Annotated in this window: 14 protein-coding genes and 3 pseudogenes; 12 read left to right on the top strand and 5 right to left on the bottom strand. The window is 51.6% G+C overall.

Translation table 11 applies throughout. The features are described from left to right. The 4 genes from V5P19_RS17085 to V5P19_RS17070 all read left to right on the top strand — a co-directional run. The coding region (locus V5P19_RS17085; RefSeq protein WP_334405371.1) for an Ig-like domain-containing protein at positions 1-4629 on the top strand (4629 nt) is incomplete at its 5' end. Between the two features lie 216 nt (positions 4630-4845). Next, positions 4846-6507 (top strand): TolC family protein, encoded by a 1662-nt coding sequence (locus V5P19_RS17080; protein ID WP_334405369.1) that lies wholly within the window; start codon positions 4846-4848, stop codon positions 6505-6507. Positions 6508-6585: 78 nt separating this feature from the next. After that, positions 6586-8778 carry a type I secretion system permease/ATPase gene (locus V5P19_RS17075; protein ID WP_334405367.1) on the top strand — a complete coding sequence of 731 codons (2193 nt, stop codon included), beginning with the start codon at positions 6586-6588 and terminating at the stop codon, positions 8776-8778. A 9-nt stretch (positions 8779-8787) separates the two neighbouring features. Next, positions 8788-10065, top strand: a complete 1278-nt coding sequence (locus V5P19_RS17070; protein WP_334405365.1) for an HlyD family type I secretion periplasmic adaptor subunit — start codon at positions 8788-8790, stop codon at positions 10063-10065. Between the two features lie 421 nt (positions 10066-10486). Here V5P19_RS17070 and V5P19_RS17065 read toward each other — a convergent pair whose 3' ends face one another. Both V5P19_RS17065 and V5P19_RS17060 read right to left on the bottom strand, forming a co-directional pair. Then, entirely contained in the window at positions 10487-10906 is a 420-nt protein-coding gene (locus V5P19_RS17065) for a DUF1090 family protein (protein ID WP_334405363.1), read from the bottom strand. Between the two features lie 655 nt (positions 10907-11561). Beyond that, complete coding sequence (locus V5P19_RS17060; RefSeq protein ID WP_334405361.1) at positions 11562-12272, bottom strand: polymer-forming cytoskeletal protein; 711 nt, start codon at positions 12270-12272, stop codon at positions 11562-11564. A 360-nt stretch (positions 12273-12632) separates the two neighbouring features. On the opposite strand from V5P19_RS17060, the gene V5P19_RS17055 reads away from it, so the two are divergent. Continuing rightward, positions 12633-16133 carry an Ig-like domain-containing protein gene (locus V5P19_RS17055; RefSeq protein WP_334405359.1) on the top strand — a complete coding sequence of 1167 codons (3501 nt, stop codon included), beginning with the start codon at positions 12633-12635 and terminating at the stop codon, positions 16131-16133. Positions 16134-16212: 79 nt separating this feature from the next. Beyond that, positions 16213-16719 (top strand): hypothetical protein, encoded by a 507-nt coding sequence (locus V5P19_RS17050; RefSeq protein ID WP_334405358.1) that lies wholly within the window; start codon positions 16213-16215, stop codon positions 16717-16719. A gap of 53 nt (positions 16720-16772) precedes the next feature. Here V5P19_RS17050 and V5P19_RS17045 read toward each other — a convergent pair whose 3' ends face one another. From V5P19_RS17045 to V5P19_RS17035, 3 genes are all read right to left on the bottom strand, one after another. After that, positions 16773-17471 carry a response regulator transcription factor gene (locus V5P19_RS17045; RefSeq protein ID WP_334405357.1) on the bottom strand — a complete coding sequence of 233 codons (699 nt, stop codon included), beginning with the start codon at positions 17469-17471 and terminating at the stop codon, positions 16773-16775. An 80-nt stretch (positions 17472-17551) separates the two neighbouring features. Further along, the gene (locus V5P19_RS17040; protein WP_334405355.1) at positions 17552-18022 is read right to left on the bottom strand and encodes a hypothetical protein; all 471 of its coding nucleotides are present in this window, start codon (positions 18020-18022) and stop codon (positions 17552-17554) included. Positions 18023-18064: 42 nt separating this feature from the next. Next, on the bottom strand, positions 18065-18415 hold the full coding sequence (locus V5P19_RS17035) for a hypothetical protein (protein ID WP_334405353.1): 351 nt from the start codon (positions 18413-18415) through the stop codon (positions 18065-18067). 889 nt (positions 18416-19304) lie between these two features. Between V5P19_RS17035 and V5P19_RS17030 the strand changes: the two are divergent. The 6 genes and pseudogenes from V5P19_RS17030 to V5P19_RS17005 form a co-directional block, all read left to right on the top strand. Further along, positions 19305-19370 (top strand): annotated as a pseudogene (locus tag V5P19_RS17030) (type VI secretion system contractile sheath small subunit); the annotation flags it as partial. After that, positions 19369-19821, top strand: a pseudogene (locus V5P19_RS17025) (OmpA family protein); the annotation flags it as partial. The pseudogenes V5P19_RS17030 and V5P19_RS17025, both read left to right, overlap by 2 nt. Before the next feature lie 13 nt (positions 19822-19834). Continuing rightward, entirely contained in the window at positions 19835-20326 is a 492-nt protein-coding gene (hcp, locus tag V5P19_RS17020) for a type VI secretion system effector Hcp (RefSeq protein ID WP_050862713.1), read from the top strand. 158 nt (positions 20327-20484) lie between these two features. Then, positions 20485-21060: pseudogene (locus V5P19_RS17015) on the top strand (Clp protease N-terminal domain-containing protein); the annotation flags it as partial. Between the two features lie 76 nt (positions 21061-21136). Next, positions 21137-21466, top strand: a complete 330-nt coding sequence (locus V5P19_RS17010; RefSeq protein WP_334405351.1) for a hypothetical protein — start codon at positions 21137-21139, stop codon at positions 21464-21466. A gap of 418 nt (positions 21467-21884) precedes the next feature. Further along, entirely contained in the window at positions 21885-22409 is a 525-nt protein-coding gene (locus V5P19_RS17005) for a phenolic acid decarboxylase (protein WP_334405348.1), read from the top strand. The last annotated feature ends 37 nt before the right edge of the window (positions 22410-22446 follow it).

Here is a 22446-nt window from a genome sequence, read left to right as displayed (position 1 = left end):
CTGGATGCGACCCTGACCGCCGACGGTAACGTCTACGTCACCTGGCAGTCCGATAATGTGGACGGCAGCGGGATGGGCGTGAGCGGCATCGCGATCGACCCGGATGCAGCCTACTATTCCGAGTTCACGGTCAACACTACCGTTACTGGCGCACAAACCGTCTCCTCCGTAGCGGCCATGCCTGACGGCGGCGCTATTGTGGTCTGGCAGTCCGCCAGCGGCGACGGCTCCGGTAGCTGCGTGATGGGCCAGATGCTGGATGCTAAAGGGCAGCCGGTGGGTGGAGAGTTTGTGGTTAACACCACGACATCCGGGGATCAAACCGCACCACAGGTGGCGGTGCTGGCAGACGGTACCTTCGAAGTGGTCTGGTCATCCGGCAGCTATATCAAAGGCCAGAAGTTCACCTACAGTTACGATAGTGACGGTGTGATGAACGGTGTAGCGACTTCCGGGGCTGAATTTAACGTTAATAACGGTACTGCCGCTGCAAACCAGGGGGCGCCGGTTATAACCACCCTGGAAGATGGCGGTTATATGGTGGTCTGGCAGGCCGCGGTGAACGGTACATGGCAGATCTATGGTCGTCAGTACGACGCCGAGGGATCACCAGTAGCCGATCAGCAGATTCTGACATCTACCACCCTCAGTTCTGGCGGTTTCTTAGTTATTGCCGATTGGGAACCGCTGCCGTCGGTCACCACGCTGAACAACGGTATGCTTGCCATTACCTATACCGTGAAGGGGACGGGTTATGACACGGCGGTACGCATCTACGATCCGTCTACTCAGACCGTAGGAACCGAGTTTATCGCCAACCAGACGCTGACCAACGACCAAGCTTCACCGAGCGTCAGTGCACTGGATAACGGCAACTTCGTCGTGACCTGGGACTCAAACAATAACACTGGACCGGATCAGAACGGCTACAGCGTCTGGGGCCGTATCTACGATGCGACCGGTAAAGCGATATCGAATGAGTTCATCATCAATACCGCGACCGTTGGCGACCAGCATCTGGCGAAGGTGGTGAGCCGTGCCGATGGCAGCTTTGTCACCGTGTTTATTTCGCAGACCGACGCGGATGCAGGGGCCGGTACTTACGGTATCTACGCTCAGTACTTTGATGCCAATGGTAACAAAGTTGGCCAGCAGATGCGTATCAACCAGCTGACCTATGGCGACCAGACGGAAGTGGATGCCACCTTCCTTGAAGGGGGGCAGCTCTATGTAACCTGGACCGATTCGGGTGTGGGTGACGGTAACGGCTCTGCCATTAAAGGACGCATTGTCGACCTGGTGGATACGCTGGGGCTGGAGCAGCAGACGCCGCAGAATAACGATCCGACATTGATTGATTATCAGCCGTCTACCGTCTCAACCCAGACCGGGGATGACACTGTACCGCCGAACGTGGGTATCTCTACCAATACGGCGGATAAACTGGGTGGTCAGACCGAGCCAGGCGTCACGGTCACGGTGACCGATGCCAAAGGCATAGAGCATACCGCGGTTGCCGATAGCACTGGAGCATGGAGCATTGAGCCTAACCCACTTGGCGTAGGGGATAACGGCTATATCTCTGCGACGGATGTGACGGGCAATCAGAGTGCGCCAATTCTGATCAGCGGCTCGGCGCTGGATAACTACGATCTGCTGAATGAGAGCGCGCAGGTCAATACCACGACGGATAACGATCAGGCTAACCCGACCACCACCCGTCTGGCCGACGGCCGTATTGTGGTGATGTGGCAAAACACGACGAGTGTCGGCCTTACGTCGCAGATGGATGTCTATATGCAGCTGTATGAGGCAGACGGCGTGCATAAGATTGGCACCGAGCAGCAGGTCAACCAGCGTACTGCCAATAACCAGGACAGTGCGCAGGTGGTGGCCCTGGCTGATGGCGGCTTCCTGGTGGTTTATGAGTCCTATTATGGCGGCCTGGACAACGATCAGGATGGTATTGTTGCCCGCCGATACGGTGCTGACGGGCAGGCCATGACCGATGAGTTCCTGGTGAATGTCACCACCAGCGGCGGGCAGAATAGTCCTAGCGTGCTGGCAACCGACGATGGCGGCTATATCATCACCTGGGTTGATCAGGCGAAGAGCGTTGTTCAGCGTACTTATGATGCCGATAACCAGCCGACCACCGGTGAAGTGACGGTGGCGACCGGCACCAGCATCGGCGGTAGCGGCGGTCCGGAGATGGCTGCCTTTACCGATGCGGCGCACAGCGGGATGTATATCACCGTCTGGAACGCGGCGAGCGGCCCGTCAGATAACAGCTCCACCGGTGTGGTCGGGCAGATCTTCGGAGCGGACGGTAAGCCGCTGGGCAGCGCCTTCCAGGTGAATACCACCATGGACGCCAGCCAGAACTACCCGGACGTGCTGACCCTTGCAGACGGCAGCTTCGTGGTCTACTGGGATACCAACGACAGCGGAGCGAACGGCTCGGATATCCGTGCGGTGCACTACATCGTGGATGCTGAAACGGGCAAGGTTTCCCTGCAGGGAACGGGTGACTTCATCGTCAACAGCTACACGACGGGCAAGCAGTACAAGCCGGTGGGTGTGGCGCTGGAAGATGGCGGCTACCTGCTTATCTGGGGCTCCGAAGGGGGCGATGGCAGTGGCTCGGCGATTTATGCGCAGCGATTTGACGCGGCCGATCACAGGGTGGGACGCGAGTTTATCGTCAACACCACCACGCTGGGCAACCAGGGTACCGGCGGGGATTCCGCCGACGTCACCCATATTCTGGATGCGACCCTGACCGCCGACGGTAACGTCTACGTCACCTGGCAGTCCGATAATGTGGACGGCAGCGGGATGGGTGTAGAAGGTATCGTGATCGACCCGAACGCGGCCTACTACTCGGAGTTTACGGTCAATACCACCACGACCGGCGATCAGACCAACTCTCAGGTGGTCTCACTGCCGACGGGTGGGCTGTTTGAAGTCTGGGTTTCCGCCAGCGGCGACGGCTCCGGTACGGCCATCAAAGGCCAGATGCTGGATGCCAAAGGGCAGGCGGTGGGCGCTGAGTTTACCGTTAACTCCACCACCACGGGCAACCAGTTGACGCCGGTAGTGCTGGAGAACGGCAATATTGAAGTCGTCTGGACCAGTCCGGGAACGGGCGGGGCCAACTACATCAAAGGTCAGCAATATACCTACTCCTATGACAAGGACGGTAATATTACCGGGCTTACCGCAGTTGGTTCAGAGTTTAATATCAGTTCTGGTGCAGGGGCGACAAGCCAGCAGAACCCAGATGTCACCTCGCTGGACGACGGTGGCTATATGGTGGTCTGGGAAGCTATCGTTGACGGCGAGTATAAGATTTATGCCCGTCAGTACGATGTGAATAACTCCCCGGTGACGGACGAGATTAATCTCGCATCAACTGGCCTGAGTACAGGATTAATAGGCAATAGCAATGGCTGGAGCTCCCTGCCCTCCATCACGCAACTTAGCGGTGGGCAGATCGCCATTACATATGCGGTGAAAGGAACCGGCTACGACACTAGCGTGATGATGTATGACCCGGTGACCCATACGGCAGGCACCCCTACGGTCGTCAACCAAACGACTGCGGGCGACCAAGCCTCAGCCACCGTGTCAGCGCTGGATAACGGTAACTTTGTTGTCAGCTGGGACTCCAGCGACAACAACGGGCCGGATCAGAGCGGCTACAGCGTATGGGGACGCATCTACGACGAAAGCGGTAAAGCGCTGTCAAATGAGTTCCTCATTAACACCGATACTGTTGGCAATCAGCACCTGCCAACCGTAGTCAGCCGTGCTGATGGTAGCTTTGTGGCGGTATTTATCTCTGCGACCGACGGCGATGCGGGTACGGGTACCTACGGGATCTACGCCCAGGACTTTGACGCCAATGGCAACAAAGTCGGCCAGGAGATGCAGATCAACCAGCTGACCTACGGCGATCAGGTTGATGTCAGCGCCACCTTTGTCGAAGGGGGACAGCTCTACGTCACCTGGACCGATGAAGGGGTAGGCGACGGCAGCGGTTCGGCTATTAAAGGCCGCCTGGTTGACCTGGTTGAAACGTTGGGCCTCTCCGATGTTGGTGATGGCGTGACCCATATTGATTATCAGCCTGCCCAGTTCTACCTCAACGGTACGGAAGGTAATGATTCTCTGGATGGGCGCGGCGCTATAACCATCGACGGTAAAGGTGGGGATGACACCATCTTTATTAACAGCACTTCCTTTACCAGTATTGATGGTGGGGAAGGAAAAGATACGCTGGTCTGGGATTCGAATAATAATTTCGAACTGGGCAGCGTCTCGTCGAAAATCAGTGGCATCGAGACTATCCACATGGGGAATAACGCCGCGCAGACGTTGGTTATTAGCGCGAACGATATTCTCGAAATGACCAAAGATAATGGAGAGACTGAACATATACTGAAAATTACCGGTGACGACGGCGATTCAAATACGAGCGGCGCACGTGATACGGTCAGCATCGATAAATCTGGCTGGACGGCTTCAACGTCTGAAACCGATCACGGTGTGACTTATGATGTGTACGTTCATAATGATGATACGACCGTTAAACTGATGGTTCAGCATGGCCTTAATGTAGTGTAAGCAGCACCAAGGCGGTGGCTTCGGCCACCGCCTTAAAGACTGTCTTTGTAAAAATCTTTTCGCAATTAATTAGCCTTTTGCACTTGTAAGGGAATTATGAAACGGTCCGTAATCGCGCAATTTTCACAGGGTAGCTCCTGTAAATATATTACTGCTCTTCTGTTTTTATCCCCTGTATTTAAAACGAATGCGACCGAATTTATAGATATTTTACGGATGACGGCAGATCACCCTTCTATTCAGTCTGCGGTCTCTTCAACCAGCGCTGCTTATTTTGATATTGAGCAGGCAAAAGCGGGTAATAGCCTTCAATTAAGTGCCGGATTAAGTTCCACGGCCTATTCCGGGCAGCCGGGTTATGAAAATAACCCTATTGCGCCGCATATTAGCATCAGCAAGGTGTTATACGATCACGGACGCACTGACGATACGGTTCAGGGTAAAGAGGCGGCGTTTTCGATGCAGCGCGCCCAGGTAATGGCGACCCGCGAAACCATTAACCAACAGGCGTTGACCCTGTTCACCTCGGCGGTGACCAACGCTAAAGTTGTGGCGATCCTCGATCAGGAGATTGTCGCCCTTAACGATCTGCTGCAACGGGTAAAAACCATTGCCAGCATTGACCCCGGACGAGCGTCGGAGATCAACCAGGTCGCCACGCGCTTAAACTCCGTTGTCGCGACCCGCGAGAGCAGTAATACCACCCTGCAACAATCCTGGAAGCAACTCTCACTGCTGCTTAACAGAAATATTGTCCTCACCAGCGAACTGCCCGATCTGAAACAGGCGGGGTTGCTGCCTGAAAGTCTGGATATCGGCCTAAAAGCGTTGATGGACAACCCTACTTACACGGTATACCGCTACAAACGTGACGAAGCACGGGCGGCGTTGCAACTCGCGTCCAAGTGGAATCGTCCGCAGTGGAACGTAAAGCTGAGCCTCGACAGTCCACGTAATAATGGCGAAATGGAGCCGTTTAAGGCAGCCACACTTCAGGTAAGCAGCGATATTAATCTCTGGGATGGCGGGTCAGGCGCCTCGGCGGTGAAGGGGCAGACCCAGCGCCTGGCCTCTGCGGAGCAGGATATGGATGCCACCTTGCGTTCGCTTCAGCAGCAGTTGGAGCAGCTCTGGATTTCACTGCCGCTACGCCAGCAGCAGATCAACGCCCTGAAACAGCAGTCTGAATCCGCCCTGAAAACATGGAAAGCGGGTGAGGTGCAGTTCTTTGCCAGCCAGCGTCCCCTGACCGATCTGATCTCTTTTGCTACGGATTACTACTCCAGCCTGGCAAGTCTTGAGGAGCAGAAGGTGCAATACGCCGCCGCCCAGTGGCAGATTGTGGCCGCCCTTGGAAAGATGAGCGATCTGGCGAAAAACGTCCCAGCGCTGCCCGGCGCGCCGCTGGCAACCTCAGCGCAGAGCCGAAAAGAACAGACGGCGGATGCCATCAGCACGCTTAATGCGCAAGTTGCCGCCAACGCGCGGCAAAACAGCACTTTGGCCGACGAGAAAGATATCGAAGCCTTTAAAAAAGCGGTAGAGAAGACAAGCGATACCTCCGAAGGCGGCAAGTTGTTAACTGCGCCACAGAATCAGCCGCAACAGATGGCTTTAGCCCCTGTCACTTCGCATAGCGCGCCAGTAACCGCACTGGAGAGTAAACCTGAGACGGTGGCTTTAGCTCCTGTCACTTCGCATAGTGCGCTATTAACCGCGCCGGAGAACAAACCTGAGACGGTGGCTTCGGCTTCGACTTCATCCACCCGTACACCGTTGATCGCGTCAGAGCCTCAGCAGAGCACGTTCATCCCTAAAAGCCAGAAAGAGGCCAATGCTCCGCAGAATGCGCTGCGCGCATGGCCGTGGAATGGGTAGTAAAAAGAGAAACAGGACATGACAACTTCAGAGACACAGCAAAAACTTTCTCCGCGACGACCTGATGGTGAGGAGGCGATGACATCGCACGAGGCATCGGATGTTAGCCTGCCGATGGCATTACAAAACGCGCTAAGGCTATTCGATGTGCGCTTAACCCTCAGCGAAATCACTGATGGCATGCCGCGCTGCCCTGACAGCAGCCAGCCCGATAAACAGAAAACATGGGCCAATCTGGTGCTGCAACGACGCAGTATGATGGCGGTGTGGCGGCAGATTGCCTTAATGGATGTGAAATCCTTTTTACTGCCCGCGGTCATTCGCTATCAGGACAGCTACGTGGTGCTGACCCATTACGATGCTGAGCAGTGCCGCATAATCCTGCCGTTGCTGGGCAGCCAGCCGGTCGCGATTAAGACGGAAGAGGTGATGCGTCATTATCGCGGCGAGATGCTACTGATACGGCCAAAAGCCCATATGGACCATCGCGCTGAAGATCTGGTGCAGCTGACCGGTAAGCACTGGTTCTGGCATACACTCTGGCGCTTTAAACGCTACATCTTTGAGGCGGCGGCGCTCTCCGTGGTCATCAACGTGCTGGTGCTGGCGATGTCCATTTTTACCATGACGGTCTACAACCGCGTTCTGCCCAATCAGTCCTATGTCACCCTCTGGACGATGGCGATTGGCGTCATGCTGGCGCTGCTCTTTGAGCTTGCTGCGCGCGTGGCGCGAGCGTGGGTGACCGACCGGGCTGGAAAGAAGATCGATCTTATCCTGGGGGCGCAGATCTTCCGCCATGTATTGCAGGGCAAGATGGAAAACCGCGCCCAGTCCAGCGGCGCATTCGGCAATATCATGCAGAGCTTTGAGAGTGTGCGGGAGTTGACTACCTCGGCGGCGCTTACCACGGTGGCGGATCTGCCTTTCGTTGTGCTTTTTTTATTTGTTATCCATATGGTTGCCGGGCCGCTCGTCTGGTGCGTGATTCTGATTTTAGTGACTATCGTCAGCATGGTGCTGCTGATGCAGCTCCCGCTGAAGCGCCACGCGGAAGAATCGATAAAAATCGGCAGTAACCGCTACGGCCTGGTAATAGAGACGTTGGATAATCTTGAAACGATTAAAGCGCTGCGCGCCGAGAACCTGGTGTCCGGTAAGCACGATATCGCCAGTGTTAAACTCTCCTCTGTTTCCATGAAGTCGCGTTTTCTGTCGACGATGGGATCGAGCATGATCCAGACCACCCAGCAGTTTGGCACGGTGCTGCTGCTGCTCTGGGGGTCATATCTGGTGGGGGATGGTGAGATCTCGATGGGCGGCATTATCGCCACCATGACGTTAATGGGGCGCGCCGTTATGCCTATCGCCACCCTTGCGGCGCTGGGACTGCGCATTCAGCAGGCTAAAACCTCGCTCGATATTCTTAACAAGCTGATGAAAACGCCGACTGAACGCGAAAAGGAAAAAGTGTATATGCAGCTTCCTCAGGGCAGTCAGACGGAGATCGTCTGTCAGGATCTGAGTTTCAGCTACCGCAAAGAGTTGCCAGCAGTGGTTGACCGCCTGGATCTGACCTTACGTCACGGCGAGCGGGTTGCCATCCTCGGGAAAATGGGCAGCGGTAAATCGTCGCTTTTGCGCCTGCTGGTTGGTCTGTATGAACCGGTCGGAGGCACCGTCAAAATTAGTGGCGTCGATATCAACCAGATTGAAAAGGGGGAGCTACGTTCAAGGATCGCGCTGGTGAACCAGGAGCCGCGTCTGATGTTCGGTACGCTTCGCGACAACCTGCTGATGGGCGCCCCATGGGCCAGCGATGAAGAAATGATGCGCGTGGCGCAGATGACTGGCGTGAGTGATATCGTCTCTCGTCATCCGATGGGCTTCGGGATGCCGGTGGGGGAACGAGGCGAGACGCTCTCCGGCGGGCAAAAACAGGCGATCGCGCTGGCCCGTGCGCTATTGACCGAGCCGGATGTGCTGCTGCTGGATGAACCTACCTCCGGCATGGATATGGGCTCGGAACGTATGGTACTTCAGGCGCTGGTTCCCGCTATGGAGGGGCGTACCGTGGTGATCGTGACCCATCGCCCGGCGGTGCTTAAGTATGTAGATCGCATTGTCGTCATGGACGAAGGCATGAAGGTGGCTGACGGCCCGAAAGAGGAGATCGTCGCCATGCTTAACGATGGCAATATTCCGGCGGCCTCGGTACTGCGTGCTTCCGCAAAGCCAAATGTTGTTGAAGGTAAGCCGGTGGCGGCATAGGTGAGAAAGATGCGTAATTTTTTTATTAAAAAACAGCCTGTTGCTTCTGAAGACGGTATTAACCGTACCGATACGTCGTTCCATACCAACAATGCGACGGCCAGTGAGATTGTCCGGGCTGCAGGAGAAGATCGCTGGGAGGGTTGGCTCTATATCTTTGGGGGGATCATTGCGATGTTTGCCCTGGCGATAATCTGGGCCGCTACTTTCAATATCGAAGAGGTCACCACCGGCACCGCGCAGATAGTCCCCAGCTCCCGCGAGCAGGTTTTGCAGAGCCTGGAAGGAGGGATTTTACAAGAATTGCTGGTGCATGAAGGGGATACGGTAGAGAAGGGACAAATTGTTGCCCGTATTGACCCGACCCGTGCGGAAGCGTCGTTTCGCGAGAGCGCCAACCGGCTATTGGCCCTGAAAGCGCAGTCGGCCCGACTGACGGCGGAGGCTGCCGGGACGGATATCATTTTCCCCCCAGAGGTACAAAAAGAGCCAGACCTGATTGCGAGAGAGATGGATGCTTACCGCTTACGTAAACGTGGGCTGGATGAGTCTATCGCGGGCTATGTAAAAACCAGAGAGCTGATTGCCAAGGAGCTGGCTATGGCGAAGAAACTCGCCGCCGAGTCTCTGCTTTCCAATACAGAGGTACTGAAGCTTGAGCGCCAGGCGAATGATACCGAGCTGCAAATTGTCGATCGCCGTAACCGCTATCGCAGCGAAGCGAACGATGAGTTATCCAAAGTGGAAGTGGAGATGAGCAGCCTTCAGGAGACGGCGCTTGGCAGGCAAGACACTCTGGAGCGTACCGAACTCCGTTCTTCCGTACGTGGCGTGGTGAACAGCATCCGCATCAATACTATCGGCGGCGTCATCCAGCCGGGAGCGGAGATCATGGAGATAACCCCTCTGGACGATCAACTGCTGGTTGAAACCAAAATCAGGCCGTCGGATGTTGCTTTCCTCGCGCCGGGTCAGGAGGCGATGGTGAAAATCTCCGCCTATGACTACTCCATCTATGGCGGTCTGAAAGGGCGGGTGCAGAGTATCAGCCCCGGAGCGCTGAAGAATGAGGAAGCCAAAATGCCGAAGCGGCAGGGTGTGGATGAGACATACTATCGGGTGATGGTGCTGACGGAAAGCAATACGCTGACCAAAGCGGGTAGCAGACAACTCCGCGTGATCCCCGGTATGACAGCCACGGTGGATATCCGAACCGGCGAGAAGAGTCTCTTGCAGTATCTCCTGAGACCACTACTCCGGGTTCAGGAAGCTTTCCGGGAGAAATAAATTAGCGCAGGATGTAACCGGGGCAATGCCCCGGTTTTTTTATGTATAGTAGAATGGAAAAAAACGCGGATAAATAAAAAAAAGCCCCCATGTGGAGGCAAAAGGAACATATAAAACGAACACTAACTCTATTGTTATAAGTACAACGGAGGGGGTATATATTCTCATAGCCAACAAAGTTAAATCAATAATGGGAACCCTGTAATGGGACTTTTCTGTAAAGAAAGTCATGAATATTATGGGGCTCACTAAATAAGATATAACAGTAACCAAAAACTCGCCAGAGGAAGAGGTAACGAAGGGGGAAAAGTCGATTAGCAATTCGTTAGGAATAAAGGAAAGGGGCAAAGAGTATATACTTTTGCCCCTTTCCTTTATTCCTGGTTATAGCTGTAGAAGCTTAAAACATTTTATCCTTTGACTAATTCAGTCGCTGATAATCGCTTTTTGCCTCTTCCAGTTCTTCTTTTGCTGACTCCAGCTTTAATTTCTTCTCTTCAATCTTACGGGTTTTATCGCGGATTTTAGAGGCCCTACCATCCTGCTGTGCTTCTGCCAGATCGTCCTGGGCCTCCTCCAGCTCCAGCTCAGCTTTTTTGACTTTGCGCTCTTTTTCACGAACTTCATTTCCTGCTTTATTACTCTGCTGCCCTTCTGTGCACCAGGTATTGACTTTAGACAGTGCTGTTTCAAGTCTGCGTTCGGCATAGCTGTCACCGCCTTCTTTCGCGACGGCCAACTTGCGGCTAATATCATCTTTCTGTTCCTGGCAGCTATTAGTGGCTGCATGACAGGTAGAAAAAAGCCCCGCGGCAATGATAGATAAAATAAGTCTCTTCATGAAAGCTCTCCATGTTAATGTGGATGTTATATAGGGCAAGATATACCTGGTATCGAAGGGTATCTCTTGTTGTAAAGTTTGTTTTGGCGATAATGCTCTTATTTTTATGGAAATATTGCGGATAGCATCTAATGCTAAAGAATTATCCTGGTGAAAATATTATTGCTAATATAGCTAACGTTTACAGAGATCACACCAGGTGAGGACGCGAGCTAAAAATCGCACTTTCATATATACCCTGCAGCTTAAAATATCAAAATGGATAACAACGATGCAGGTGTTTACATAGGCTGTTATACAAGGATAGCGTTGAGCCGAAAAAAAATCCCTCCGTTAGGAGGGCAAATGTATCACCAGAATATACAACTACTCGTATTATTATTGCTTCCACTAGAAGGAGGCTTATCGTTGCATGGGTTGGGGTTTTTATCAATATGGGTATGCTTGAATTAAGATATTTCTTTAAATTCAAATGATTGTGTCGAAAATTCTTTTGCCTGTTTTAAAAAGAAGATACGATGGAAAGTAAGATTAGGATAAAAAAACGCCGTTGCGGAGGGATAGGGATTAGCTTTCTCAGGAAGCGTCAGATTTTTGCATAGTAAATATATTTTGTTATGGCGAAAGCATATGAAAACGTTTCTGGTAGAAAGTATCATTTGTTTATCTTCGGATTAGCGGTTTTCTCTTTCTGGATGGGACCATAAAAAGTCTCATGATTAATATCGATAACGTTGATCACAGCTTCACGATGGCGTGACTGATTAGCCTGTCCTGTAAAGATGCCACCTTTTTTCACTGAGAACTGATCGTATGTCATGGTGCCGTCCAGGCGACCATGTTCGCAGATATGAATTGTATTAGCTTGGCAGTGGCCTTCTATCATGCCATCAATGATCAGCTCCCGACAGAGAATATTGCCCGTGACCAGACCGTTATGCATCACTTTTACCAGACCTTCAGCAGAGGTCATATTGCCTTTTACCTTGCCGTAAACATATACCTGACCACTGGCGTTAATATTACCTTCAAACTCCACATCGGTGGCAATGATCGTGCTATTCGCTCTGTCGCTGCGTAGTGATTCTGGTTCTGACAGCTCGTTCTCCTTTATCTGTGGCGGGATAGTCGGTGTAACAGAGAATGGGAGGGTCTCATCTTTATCCCCGGTCGTTTTATTTTTTCCAAACATAGCGGTAAGCATCTTTTCCTGTTGAACATGCATGGCAAAAGAGAGTGACAGCAGCAAAAAACAGGCGGTTGCAGTCCTTCGATATTCATAACACCATGCCAGCAGCGCCATTCCCCAGAGAAATATGCCCACATTCAAAAAGACACTATTTTTCTGGTCTGTATCACGTTCCATGTTATGACCTGATTTATTTATTGTTACTTTCAGTCTATCTGTTGATATATTCTTACCGCGATTTTTAATTCAAAAAAACCCGAAATGTCTGAAAGTTATAATTAATCATCACTCTGAAGTGGCCAGAAAGATGAGATTATTCTTCAGATAATCTCGCGGATGTTCTTAATGCGAATGTCTGGTGAGAAATATCCTCAAAATACGTTTTTTACGACGCGTCTTAAGACCCATTGAAACACATCGGCGGTATGATCAGCATAGTTCTGCATTGAGTCAGTATCGTGCGTCTCAGTTCAGAAATAGTATGCCAGGACGGTAAAGGTAAGGATATAAATTGCATTTCGAAGGATTAATAACATAATGAAAAATAATCATATACATATTGCGGTGGTGAACAACAGCAAGATCGTTGAAGCGGCGGAAGTTAATGCCGATACCAGCGCACTATCGACTACAGTACAGCCAGTCATTGTAAAAGCGATTGCAGGGGGCAAGTATTTATTAACCGAAGATGTAAACGGTACTGCACCTGAAAATATTACCGTCAAACGGGTAGGCCACAACCTGTGGATCAGCTTTGAGGGGGAAGACCTGGATCATCCAGGCCTTATCATTGAAGATTTCTACGACTATGACGGGGAGGTGATTGGTAAAGGCGAAGACGGTAGCTATCACGAATATATCGCTTCCGATGCGCGCGACGCCCATGAAGCCGCTGCCTTACTGAGCGGTGACTCGTCGGCCCTGGTGCTGGGTAGCGATAACGTTGTCGGCGTGGGGGCATTAGTTGCACCCGTGGGGATGATCAGCCCTGTCTGGATGGGACTGCTGGGCCTGCTTGTGGCGGGGGGCGCTGCCGCTGCATTAGCGGGTGGTGGTGGCGGCGGTGGCGGTGGCGGTGGCGGTGATAACAGTGGCGGCAGTAATACGGACAGCAGCACCGGGGCAACTGATGATACTACCGTGGCACCTGTAGCTGTGGTGCCGCCTACTACCCAGATTACTCAGGTGAGTGACGACGCGGGAGCCGTTCATGGTTCCGTTGCTTCCGGCGGCCTGACTGACGACAATACGCCAACGCTTACCGGAAAATCCGATCCGAATGCCACCATCGCTATCTATGATAATGGAAACAAAATTGGTGATGTGGTGACAGACAATAACGGAGTATGGGTCTTCACCCCGACCATTCCGCTGGCGGATGGTACGCACAGCTTCACCAGCGTGGCAACGGATGCTGCTGGGAACAGCGGTGCGCAATCCGAACCCTGGGATGTCACTATTGACGCTACCGCCCCGGATGCGCCGTTAATCAGTGTCATTAATGATGATGTGGCCCCTACTACTGGCTCCATCGTAAGCGGCGGCGTCACTGACGATAATACGCCTACTGTTTCCGGGCAGGGTACTCCGGGCGATACCATCACCATTACCGATGGCGGGGCGCCAATCGGCACTGCGGTCGTAGACGATAGCGGTAACTGGACCTTTACGCCGGACACGCCGCTGGCGGATGGTGAGCACGATCTGGCGGTGACGGCGACCGATCCGGCCGGCAATGTCTCTGCCCCCTCCGCCATTTATCCCATTATTGTGGATACCACGCCGCAGATCGAAGGATCTCCTCTGTTGACAGATGATGTCGGCAAGGTTACCGGCACGATCGCCAGCGGTGATACCACCGATGACAATCTGCCCGACTATAGTGGTAAAACCGAACCTGGCGCTGAGGTGATTATCCGGGATAACGGCGCTGAAATTGGTCGCGTGACGGCAGATGATGCGGGTAACTGGAGCTTTAGCCCTGAGGCTCCGCTTGCCGATGGCGAACACAGCTTCACCGCGCAGCCGGTGGATGCCTCCGGAAACGTTGGCGACGAAAGCGCGCCAACCGATTTTATTGTTGATACGGTGCCGTTAGCCGTAACCATCTTGAATGCCATTGATGATGTCAGCCCAATTACCGGGGAGTTAACTTCCGGCCAGGCTACCAATGACGCCACTCCGACGCTGAACGGTACCGCCACCCCAGGAGCGACAGTGAACGTCTACGACGGGGGAACGCTGCTTGGTACAGTGACCGCCACGCCGGAGGGAGAGTGGACCTTAACGCCATCCGCCTCTCTTGCTGAAGGCGAACATGACTTCACCGCCACGGCTTCCAGCCCTTCCCAGGGAGAGACCGATCCGACGCCGGTATTTGCTCTTACCATCGACACCACGCCGCCCGATACGCCGGTGACAGATATCAATGATGATGTGGGAGCCATCGTCGGCCCTGTTGCGCCAGGGGGCCTGACGGATGACAATCAGCCGACCCTGAGCGGCACCGGCACCCCGGGAGATACCATCACCATCACTGATGGTGATACGCCGCTCGGCACGGCTGTTGTGGATGATACGGGCGCATGGACCTTTACACCGGATATACCACTGGCGGATGGTGAGCACGATCTGGGCGTAACCGCCACCGATCCTGCGGGCAACGAATCGGCGCCTGCCACCGTTATCCCCATTACCATTGATACTCTGGCGCCGGATGTGCCGGTTATTACGGGTGTAACGGATGATGTGGATGCCCTTACCGGTGCTGTTGCGGAAGCAGGTCTGACCAACGACGCACAACCGGCTATTAGCGGAACGGCTGAGGCGAACAGCACCGTCACGGTATATGTCGACGGTAGCGCAGTGGGCACCACTACGGCGAGCGATACCGGCGATTGGACCTTTACGCCCGAAACGGGTTTGGCAGATGGCACGCATCAGATTACCGCCTCGGCGGCCGATGCGGCGGGCAATAGCAGCGGGCTAAGTAACGACTGGTCTGTTGTGGTAGATACGGTGAGCGAAACGCCGGTCATTACGACCGCAACCGATGATGTTCCCGGGATTATGGGAGATATCAGTAATGGCGGCCTGACCAATGACAACCTGCCGGTGATCAACGGTACGGCAGAGCATGACAGCATGGTTTCCATTTACATCGACAGCGTGATGGCTGGTACCGTGCAGGCCGACGCCACCGGTGCATGGAGCTTCAAGGTGGATAACTTGCTGTCTGACGGTGAACATCAGTTCTCCGCCGTTGCCGTGGATGCCGCCGGGAATACCAGTAGCCAGTCGGCGGCATGGGGATTAACGGTAGATACCGTTGCGCCCACGTCTTCTATTCTCTATGCCTCCGATGATGCAGGTGTAGATTCTGGGTTGGTCTACGACGGAGAAGCCAGCGATGACAGTCGCCCAACCTTGATTGGTAACGCCGAGGCGGGTAGTAACGTCACCATATTTATCGATGGGGTAGAGGTGGGCACCACCATCGCGGGTACTAAAGATACCTGGTCCTATACCCCCACCAACGATCTTGAGATTGGTCAGCACACGTTTGAAGTTATAGCTACTGATGCGGCGGGCAACAGCAGTGAGAAAACCCCCGTCTTTACATTATCAGTTGAGCCGTTAGAGGCACCTTTGCAGGAAAACCTCACTGATATCAGTGAAGCTTCGGCGGCAAAAGAGAATTTCTCTCTAAACCTGACCGATCATCACGCTGATATTAGCTTATCGGTGAATGCAGAGACCGCGCAGGGTAACGGGGCGGCAGAAGGGCAGGGGAGTAAAGGGAATATGCTGTCCAGTACAGATGTTCTGGCCACGGAACAGGAATCCTGGCGGTTTGACGATGCGGGTACGGTTCAAAAAGAAGAGGCGAGCAGGCCGGGTGAACAACATGGCAATGATAATGCTCTGCCGGTAGCGGATCAGCACCTCAATGAGGCAAGCGGGGATCACTACAGCGTCTTACACCCAACGGGTAGCGATCTTGCTCTGCTTCTGCAACAGGGGGGCATGATCCATTGACGTACTCTCTTATCGCTTGACGTTAATTTACCCTAAACCGTATTGATTGGGTGCCTTACAGGGCGCCCATGGAGGAGTCATGAAAAAAGCTGATCTACATATATTATTAGTTATGCTGCTGGCAGGTGCTGCGCTATGTGGTAACACCGCCCTGGCGCGTAATGCGATGGGAAAACAATATGCGCCGGTATCAACCGTACCGCCGTCTCAGTCTCAGGTAATTTATTATCGTGCTGATACAGGGACCCCTGACGGTGCGGCGCATGTTTATGTGGACGGGGAGTTTCAGACGGCGCTGCTGCCGGGGGGATACAACGCATTCTGCTTGACCCCGGGCAGCCATACGCTGGGAAGTTATATCAACGATGCGCCCGCTTATGCCGGAAAAAGGGAGCAGCCGTGGGCGTTGACGCTGGAAGGGGGCAAAACCTATTTCATGCGTATAGATAAAGGGAGCGCGCAGCAGCCGGAGATGGTTAACCGTATGCAGGCGGAGCAGGAGTTAAGCTCTATGCATCAGCAAATCCACACTCTTTCCAGAGCGTCATCAGTGGTGACATGCCAGACCCGGACAGCCCAGGAATAGAAAGGCTCTGAGTCAGCCTGACGGCTTCCATCGTCGTCAGGCTGTTTACGTTTTTAGCTCAGCTTTAGATGCTCGCCATATTTAAATAGCTCCAGATCGGAGCGTAATCCCAATTTCCGTAAAGCAGTCTGCTTCTGGCAGCTGATAGTTTTACGGCTGCGTGAATATTTCGCGGCGATCTGCATCAGTGTCATACCCGCCAGGTAACAGCGAATAACTTCAGTTTCTCGCGGGGAGAGATCGCGTTTTAACACGCTGATATTTGCCCCCTCATGCCAGAGCTCATTCTCGCTTTTCGCGTCCGCTTCCCGAAAACGGTCAAGCTGCCGCTGCATCTCATGTGTAATAAAGGTTTTTCCGCCGCCGACCTGACGGATGGCATGAACCACCATCTCGGTATCTTCATTTTTACTGACATAGCCCCGCACTCCGGCATGCATAACCAACTGGAGAATAGCTGGGCTGGCGATAGAGGAGTAAATAAGAATTTTTAATCGGGGAAACTGCGCGCGCAGATACTTGATAAGGTATAACCCGTCAATCTCCTCACCACCAAGCTGGTAGTCCAGTACCAGAAGATCAACTTCACGGCTCCTCAGAATAGCGATGAGATCGTGACGATTGCCAAAAAGCCCGATCAGTTCCAGCCCCTCTTTACCGGTAAGGATAGATTGTATCCCTCTGCATACAATGGGCTGCTCATCCAAAACGGTTATACGGAGAATTTTCTGTGATTCGCTTTTTTTTTTCATAGAAGGCCATTGGCTCCGGCTGTGAGTAAAAGTCAAAACATATCCGGGCCTGCTTTATCTTTTATAAAAAACAGGATTTATTACAGGATTTTTTTTATACACCCATCATTGGGAGCTTGCTGATAAAGCTCAGCGGCTCTGTGCATAGTAAAAGCGGCAATTTTCTTTCCGGCCACATAAACATTAACGATGTTAGCTTCTTTGTTCTGTGTGCCATCCCAGAAGGCATACCATTGTCCATCTCCCCAGATAGAACCTGCACCAATGTGATAGCTTTTGTTTTCCATACTCAGTGTAATAGTTTGAGTATTTGAATCGTATGCCTGAGAGCCGATATAAAGATACAAGATGCGTTCGCCAATAAGATTAGGGGATGACGCATTAAATGTTGTCTCACAGGCAAAGTTAAGCACATTACCCAATGTATCTTCGACAACATATTCGCGGGCACCTTCCTCCTGTGCTAAAAACCACTCATTTTGCTTTGCAATGGCTGTGATGGAAACAAAAAGGCAAACGAAAACACCCGATCGGTAAAGAATATGAGGCACTGATATTCCTCCACAAAAAGTGAAATAATGAGCTGTTCTGTTTTATTGTGAAGAGTAATGCAGATTCTCAGCATTAAGCCGCAACGTTAATTTTAAGGCATTGAGTTGCTTTTCAGGATGAGTGCCAGCAAAAGAGAAACCTTTTCGAATCAATGTATTGGTATAATATCCATTATATTTAAATGCCCAGATGATAATGAGTATTATCGCTCCAGCACCCAGCGTGTAAAGGCCCAGCAGTATTATCGCCAACATCAAGGTGATAAAAGTCCGGAAATCTCTGCGAAAAAGTGCCGGGAAAGGACCAAAAAAGAGTGTTGTCCAGGAAAAACCATACATACCTGCTACCCATTCACCCGTTCGGCGATTTTCCATCCTGATCTTTACAGCCATGATTTATCCTTGAGAATACAACTTCTGAAATTATCTCTGTTACAGATAGCAACCCGCATGGATGTTTTTAACAAAATCTACCGACAGTAACAATCTCCAGAATCTGAATTTTACAGAGGACATGGAATGCGCTTAGGAATATTCATTATCAGACGTCTAATGACGTTAAATATCCTTATCTGTACAAATTTTCAGGTAGCAATTATGTTCAACAAGATATAATGGCGGTGGAGGCCTGACGTTTGGTAAGCTTGTAATAGTTTTGTGACTAGAAAGAGAAGCGTCTCGAAGTTAATTTTCATCAGCCATACACTGAACCATTTAACTGGACTCTCAATAGGGTGATGAAGATACCCAGATGTAAATATTTGATTTTCCATGCCCATAAACTTCTCGCCGTCAAGCTGGTGCCGAGTTAGCATTACTGCCTTTGTAGTAAATTACCAATCTCTGTCAGGCCACACCCGTTAATGTCTCTGATACCTTCTTAATTTGCATGGTCGTGTTTTTCACTTCAAACGTGGGCATGGCTTTCGATAAGCCTGCGTGCCTTCTCGTTTTAATTTTCACCTTTTAGCCAAAAATTAATATGGGCTGGCTATTCTGCTCTTTGATATTGATTTGAATCAAATAAAGATCTTTTTATTAACAACTTTCCGCCTCATTTAACTTTTTCGATATAAATGTTTGTTTATTGCATTACGCGTAGTTTTATTTGCTGATGTGTCAGTACAATTTGCTATTCATATTTAGCAGGAAATTCTTAAGATTTTTCTTTGTGCCAATTAAAGATCTGTTTAATTGATCATAAGTCGATCATTATTCTATTATCGCGTGTAAATCACTTTAGTCTGAAAGTGCGTGCAGCGATAAACCGAGGGATGATGAGATGGCTGATAGTTTCCAGAATGAAGTGCCAAAGGCACGTATTAATCTAAAGCTTGACCTGCATACCACCGCCTGAACCACAGCCGAAACCCAAACCGATATCGAAAATTGTCCGCCTCGACAGCATGTCGCTGTTCGATTCGGGTAAGTCGGCGCTGAAATCCGGAACCACCAAAATGCTGGTGAACTCACTGGTCGGTATCAGGGCGAAGCCGGGCTGGCTGATTGTCGTGTCCGGGCATACCGATAACACCGGCAATCCGCAACTGAACCAGACGCTGTCACTCAGGCGTGCCGAAGCGGTGCGCAACTGGATGCGTGACACCGGCGACGTGCCGGAAAGCTGTTTTGCGGTGCAGGGCTATGGCGAAAGCCGTCCGATCGCAACCAACGACACCCCGGAGGGGCGCGCGCTCAACCGCCGTGTCGAAATCAGTCTGGTACCGCAGGCCAGTGCCTGCCAGATACCTGGCAAAACCCCAGCGTCATCGCAGGATGATGGCGTTTCTCAACATTAATGGAGTAAATCCGATGGCAATTCCTGTTTATCTTTGGCTGAAGGACGACGGCGGCGCGGACATCAAAGGTTCTGTGGACGTTCAGGATCGTGAAGGCAGCATCGAAGTGGTCGCTCAGGAACATAACCTGTACATCCCGACCGACAACAACACCGGCAAGCTGACCGGTACCCGTATCCACACCCCGTTCCTGTTCACCAAGGAAATCGACTCGTCCAGCCCGTACCTGTACAAGGCTGTGACCACCGGTCAGACCCTCAAGTCTGCGGAATTCAGGTGGTACAAAATCAACGACGCGGGCCAGGAAGTTGAGTACTTCAACACCAGACTGGAAAACGTCAAAGTGGTGAAAGTAAATCCTGAAATGTATGACATCAAGGATCCTTCTAAAGAGAAGCACAACCACCTTGAGCGCATTGAGCTGCGTTACGAAAAAATCACCTGGACCTACAAGGACGGCAACATCATTCATTCCGATTCCTGGAACGAACGCGCCACGGCGTAATCCTGATGCGGGCAGATTTTCCTGTCCGCAGTTTTTTGCTGAGTGCCTCAGATGCGGGCACTCAGCAAAGAAAAAACAATCTGCCTGCCTGACCTTATGCGCTTTGGTGAACAGCGAGGGGCGGTAGCGTGTCCAGGAACCGACAAAGAGAGAATCTCATGGAAAATCCAGCCATCCTGTTGCGACGTCTGAACCCTTACTGTGCCCGCGCGATGGAAGGGGCAGCCTCTCTGTGTCAGACCCGCGCGCACGCAGAAATCCTGCCGGAGCACTGGCTGCTGAAGCTGCTCGAACAGGGGGAAGGTGATCTGACGGTGCTGGCACGCCGCTACGAGTGGGATATGGACGCCATCTGGCAGGATTTGCTGGGCTGGCTGGACAAGCAGCCGCGCTCGGTTTGCCGCCGCCCACAGCTGTCTGATGCCATTCAGACCTTGATGCAGGAAGCCTGGCTGATTGCTTCTCTTAACGGCGAGGAACAAATTCGCAGCATCCATCTGCTGATGGCGCTGGTTGACAAACAGAAACTGGTTCGCTGTGACGGGCTGTGGCCGCTGCTGACGCTGGGCCAGAGCCAGCTGGAACGTCTGCGTCCGCTGCTCGACGCACAATCGGATGAACGCCCGGACGTGCAGCAGGAAGCAGAGCTGGCGCAGAGCCACGGTGGCGAGGTGGAGTTTGTCGGCCGTCCGGTGGGTGCAGAACTGAAAGAGGGGGAACTGACCCCGGCGCTGCTGACCTGCTACAAAGAAAACAGCATTAGTCGTCAGCTGACGAAATTTGCCGGCGTGGATCTGCAGGAGCGACAGGGTGGCTATGCATAAAACGTTAAAAATCGACGGTGACCCACGCAAGCGTACTTGTTGCTCGTCATCTGGATTAATCAGAAAGCAGGTTGCAAAAACGGGTTTCATCCAAATCTGGGAATGGTACCCTGATGCGATTGAATTTTTAAAAGAACATTACGGTCATATGCATGCTGAGGATAGGTTATTACCTCATTGTCCCAGATACGATATTGCTGTGCAGGCGACTAAGTCAGGACTGAAAAGAGCGGTAGCGTGGACGTCAGAAGAGTTCCGCATTCTCCGGCAATTTTATTCCATGCTGGGGATAAAGATAGTTGCTATGTTGTCATGAAGGAGTCTAATACGCTTCATCGAGAGACTGAAAAATAAGGGCTGCGACGATATGCTGAAAAAGTATAAATATTTTCCTACTCTTACGTATGTCGATAAATAGTCCGGCGCACGTTATCTGAACCCGACAATGAATTTAATTCTTGATAAGCAGATGCGAGATGGTGAAAAACCAGGGGGTAAAGTACTTCAACTATCTTCTTCAGGCATCAAACCGCTAGTAGTGTACTACGTCAATGACAATAGTCGGAACATACAAAAAGTGACAGGCGTCAGGTAACCTTTGATTAATCTAAAAGATGAATGAATAAAATCGGATTTTGCCGCTTTTATATCTGGGTTAGCGATATTAAGATGTTTTCGTGAGATCGGAGTCATTGTTATTTTAGTCTCTATTTTAGATATTTAAGGATAAAGTAATGGAAAATAGCACCCTTCAGAAAATGAGTTCAGACCTGTCAGGATTCGTCGGCACCCACTTTGTGTATACTTATGATAATGGTTGGAAATACGAATGGTATGCGCGCAATGAAGATACATGCGACTACCGTATTCACCAGGGATTGGTTGGGGGACGCTGGGTGACCAACCAGAAAATGCATGCTATTCAGTTTGCACCTGGCATCTATAAAGTTGACTGGCATGAGCCGACAGGTACCTGTGTAAGCCTGATTTTTGATATGAATCGTGAGCTTGTTCACGGTACAATTTTCTTCCCACAGTGGATTGCCGGAGAAGGCCAGCATCCGGAAAAAACCATTTGTTATCAGAATGAATTCATGGAAGATATGAAAAAATTCCGTGATGAAGGTCCGGCATATCCTTATGTCATCATTCCGGAATTTGCGCAGGTAACATATATGAAAAATGAAGGTCCGAATAATGATGATGTAATCAATATGCCTCCGGGGCAGTTACCAGATAACTTCTTCGAAGACAAATAGTATCTCAGAAATGTTCTTGAACACTTTAATCTTTTAA

This window comes from Enterobacter sp. UNJFSC 003 (assembly GCF_036903355.1).
GTDB lineage: Bacteria > Pseudomonadota > Gammaproteobacteria > Enterobacterales > Enterobacteriaceae > Enterobacter.
The sequence above is the reverse complement of the archived record's forward strand: the minus strand, read 5'-3'. Positions and strand labels throughout refer to the sequence as shown.

Bases quoted from the DNA above. Each gene is read 5' to 3' on its own strand.
- V5P19_RS17080 (WP_334405369.1), top strand. From the start codon at position 4,846: ATGACGGCAGATCACCCTTCTATTCAGTCTGCGGTCTCTTCAACCAGC.
- hcp (WP_050862713.1), top strand. From the start codon at position 19,835: ATGGCAATTCCTGTTTATCTTTGGCTGAAGGACGACGGCGGCGCGGAC.
- V5P19_RS17060 (WP_334405361.1), bottom strand. From the start codon at position 12,272: ATGGAACGTGATACAGACCAGAAAAATAGTGTCTTTTTGAATGTGGGC.
- V5P19_RS17055 (WP_334405359.1), top strand. From the start codon at position 12,633: ATGAAAAATAATCATATACATATTGCGGTGGTGAACAACAGCAAGATC.
- V5P19_RS17050 (WP_334405358.1), top strand. From the start codon at position 16,213: ATGAAAAAAGCTGATCTACATATATTATTAGTTATGCTGCTGGCAGGT.
- V5P19_RS17045 (WP_334405357.1), bottom strand. From the start codon at position 17,471: ATGAAAAAAAAAAGCGAATCACAGAAAATTCTCCGTATAACCGTTTTG.
- V5P19_RS17035 (WP_334405353.1), bottom strand. From the start codon at position 18,415: ATGGCTGTAAAGATCAGGATGGAAAATCGCCGAACGGGTGAATGGGTA.
- V5P19_RS17065 (WP_334405363.1), bottom strand. From the start codon at position 10,906: ATGAAGAGACTTATTTTATCTATCATTGCCGCGGGGCTTTTTTCTACC.
- V5P19_RS17070 (WP_334405365.1), top strand. From the start codon at position 8,788: ATGCGTAATTTTTTTATTAAAAAACAGCCTGTTGCTTCTGAAGACGGT.
- V5P19_RS17005 (WP_334405348.1), top strand. From the start codon at position 21,885: ATGGAAAATAGCACCCTTCAGAAAATGAGTTCAGACCTGTCAGGATTC.
- V5P19_RS17075 (WP_334405367.1), top strand. From the start codon at position 6,586: ATGACATCGCACGAGGCATCGGATGTTAGCCTGCCGATGGCATTACAA.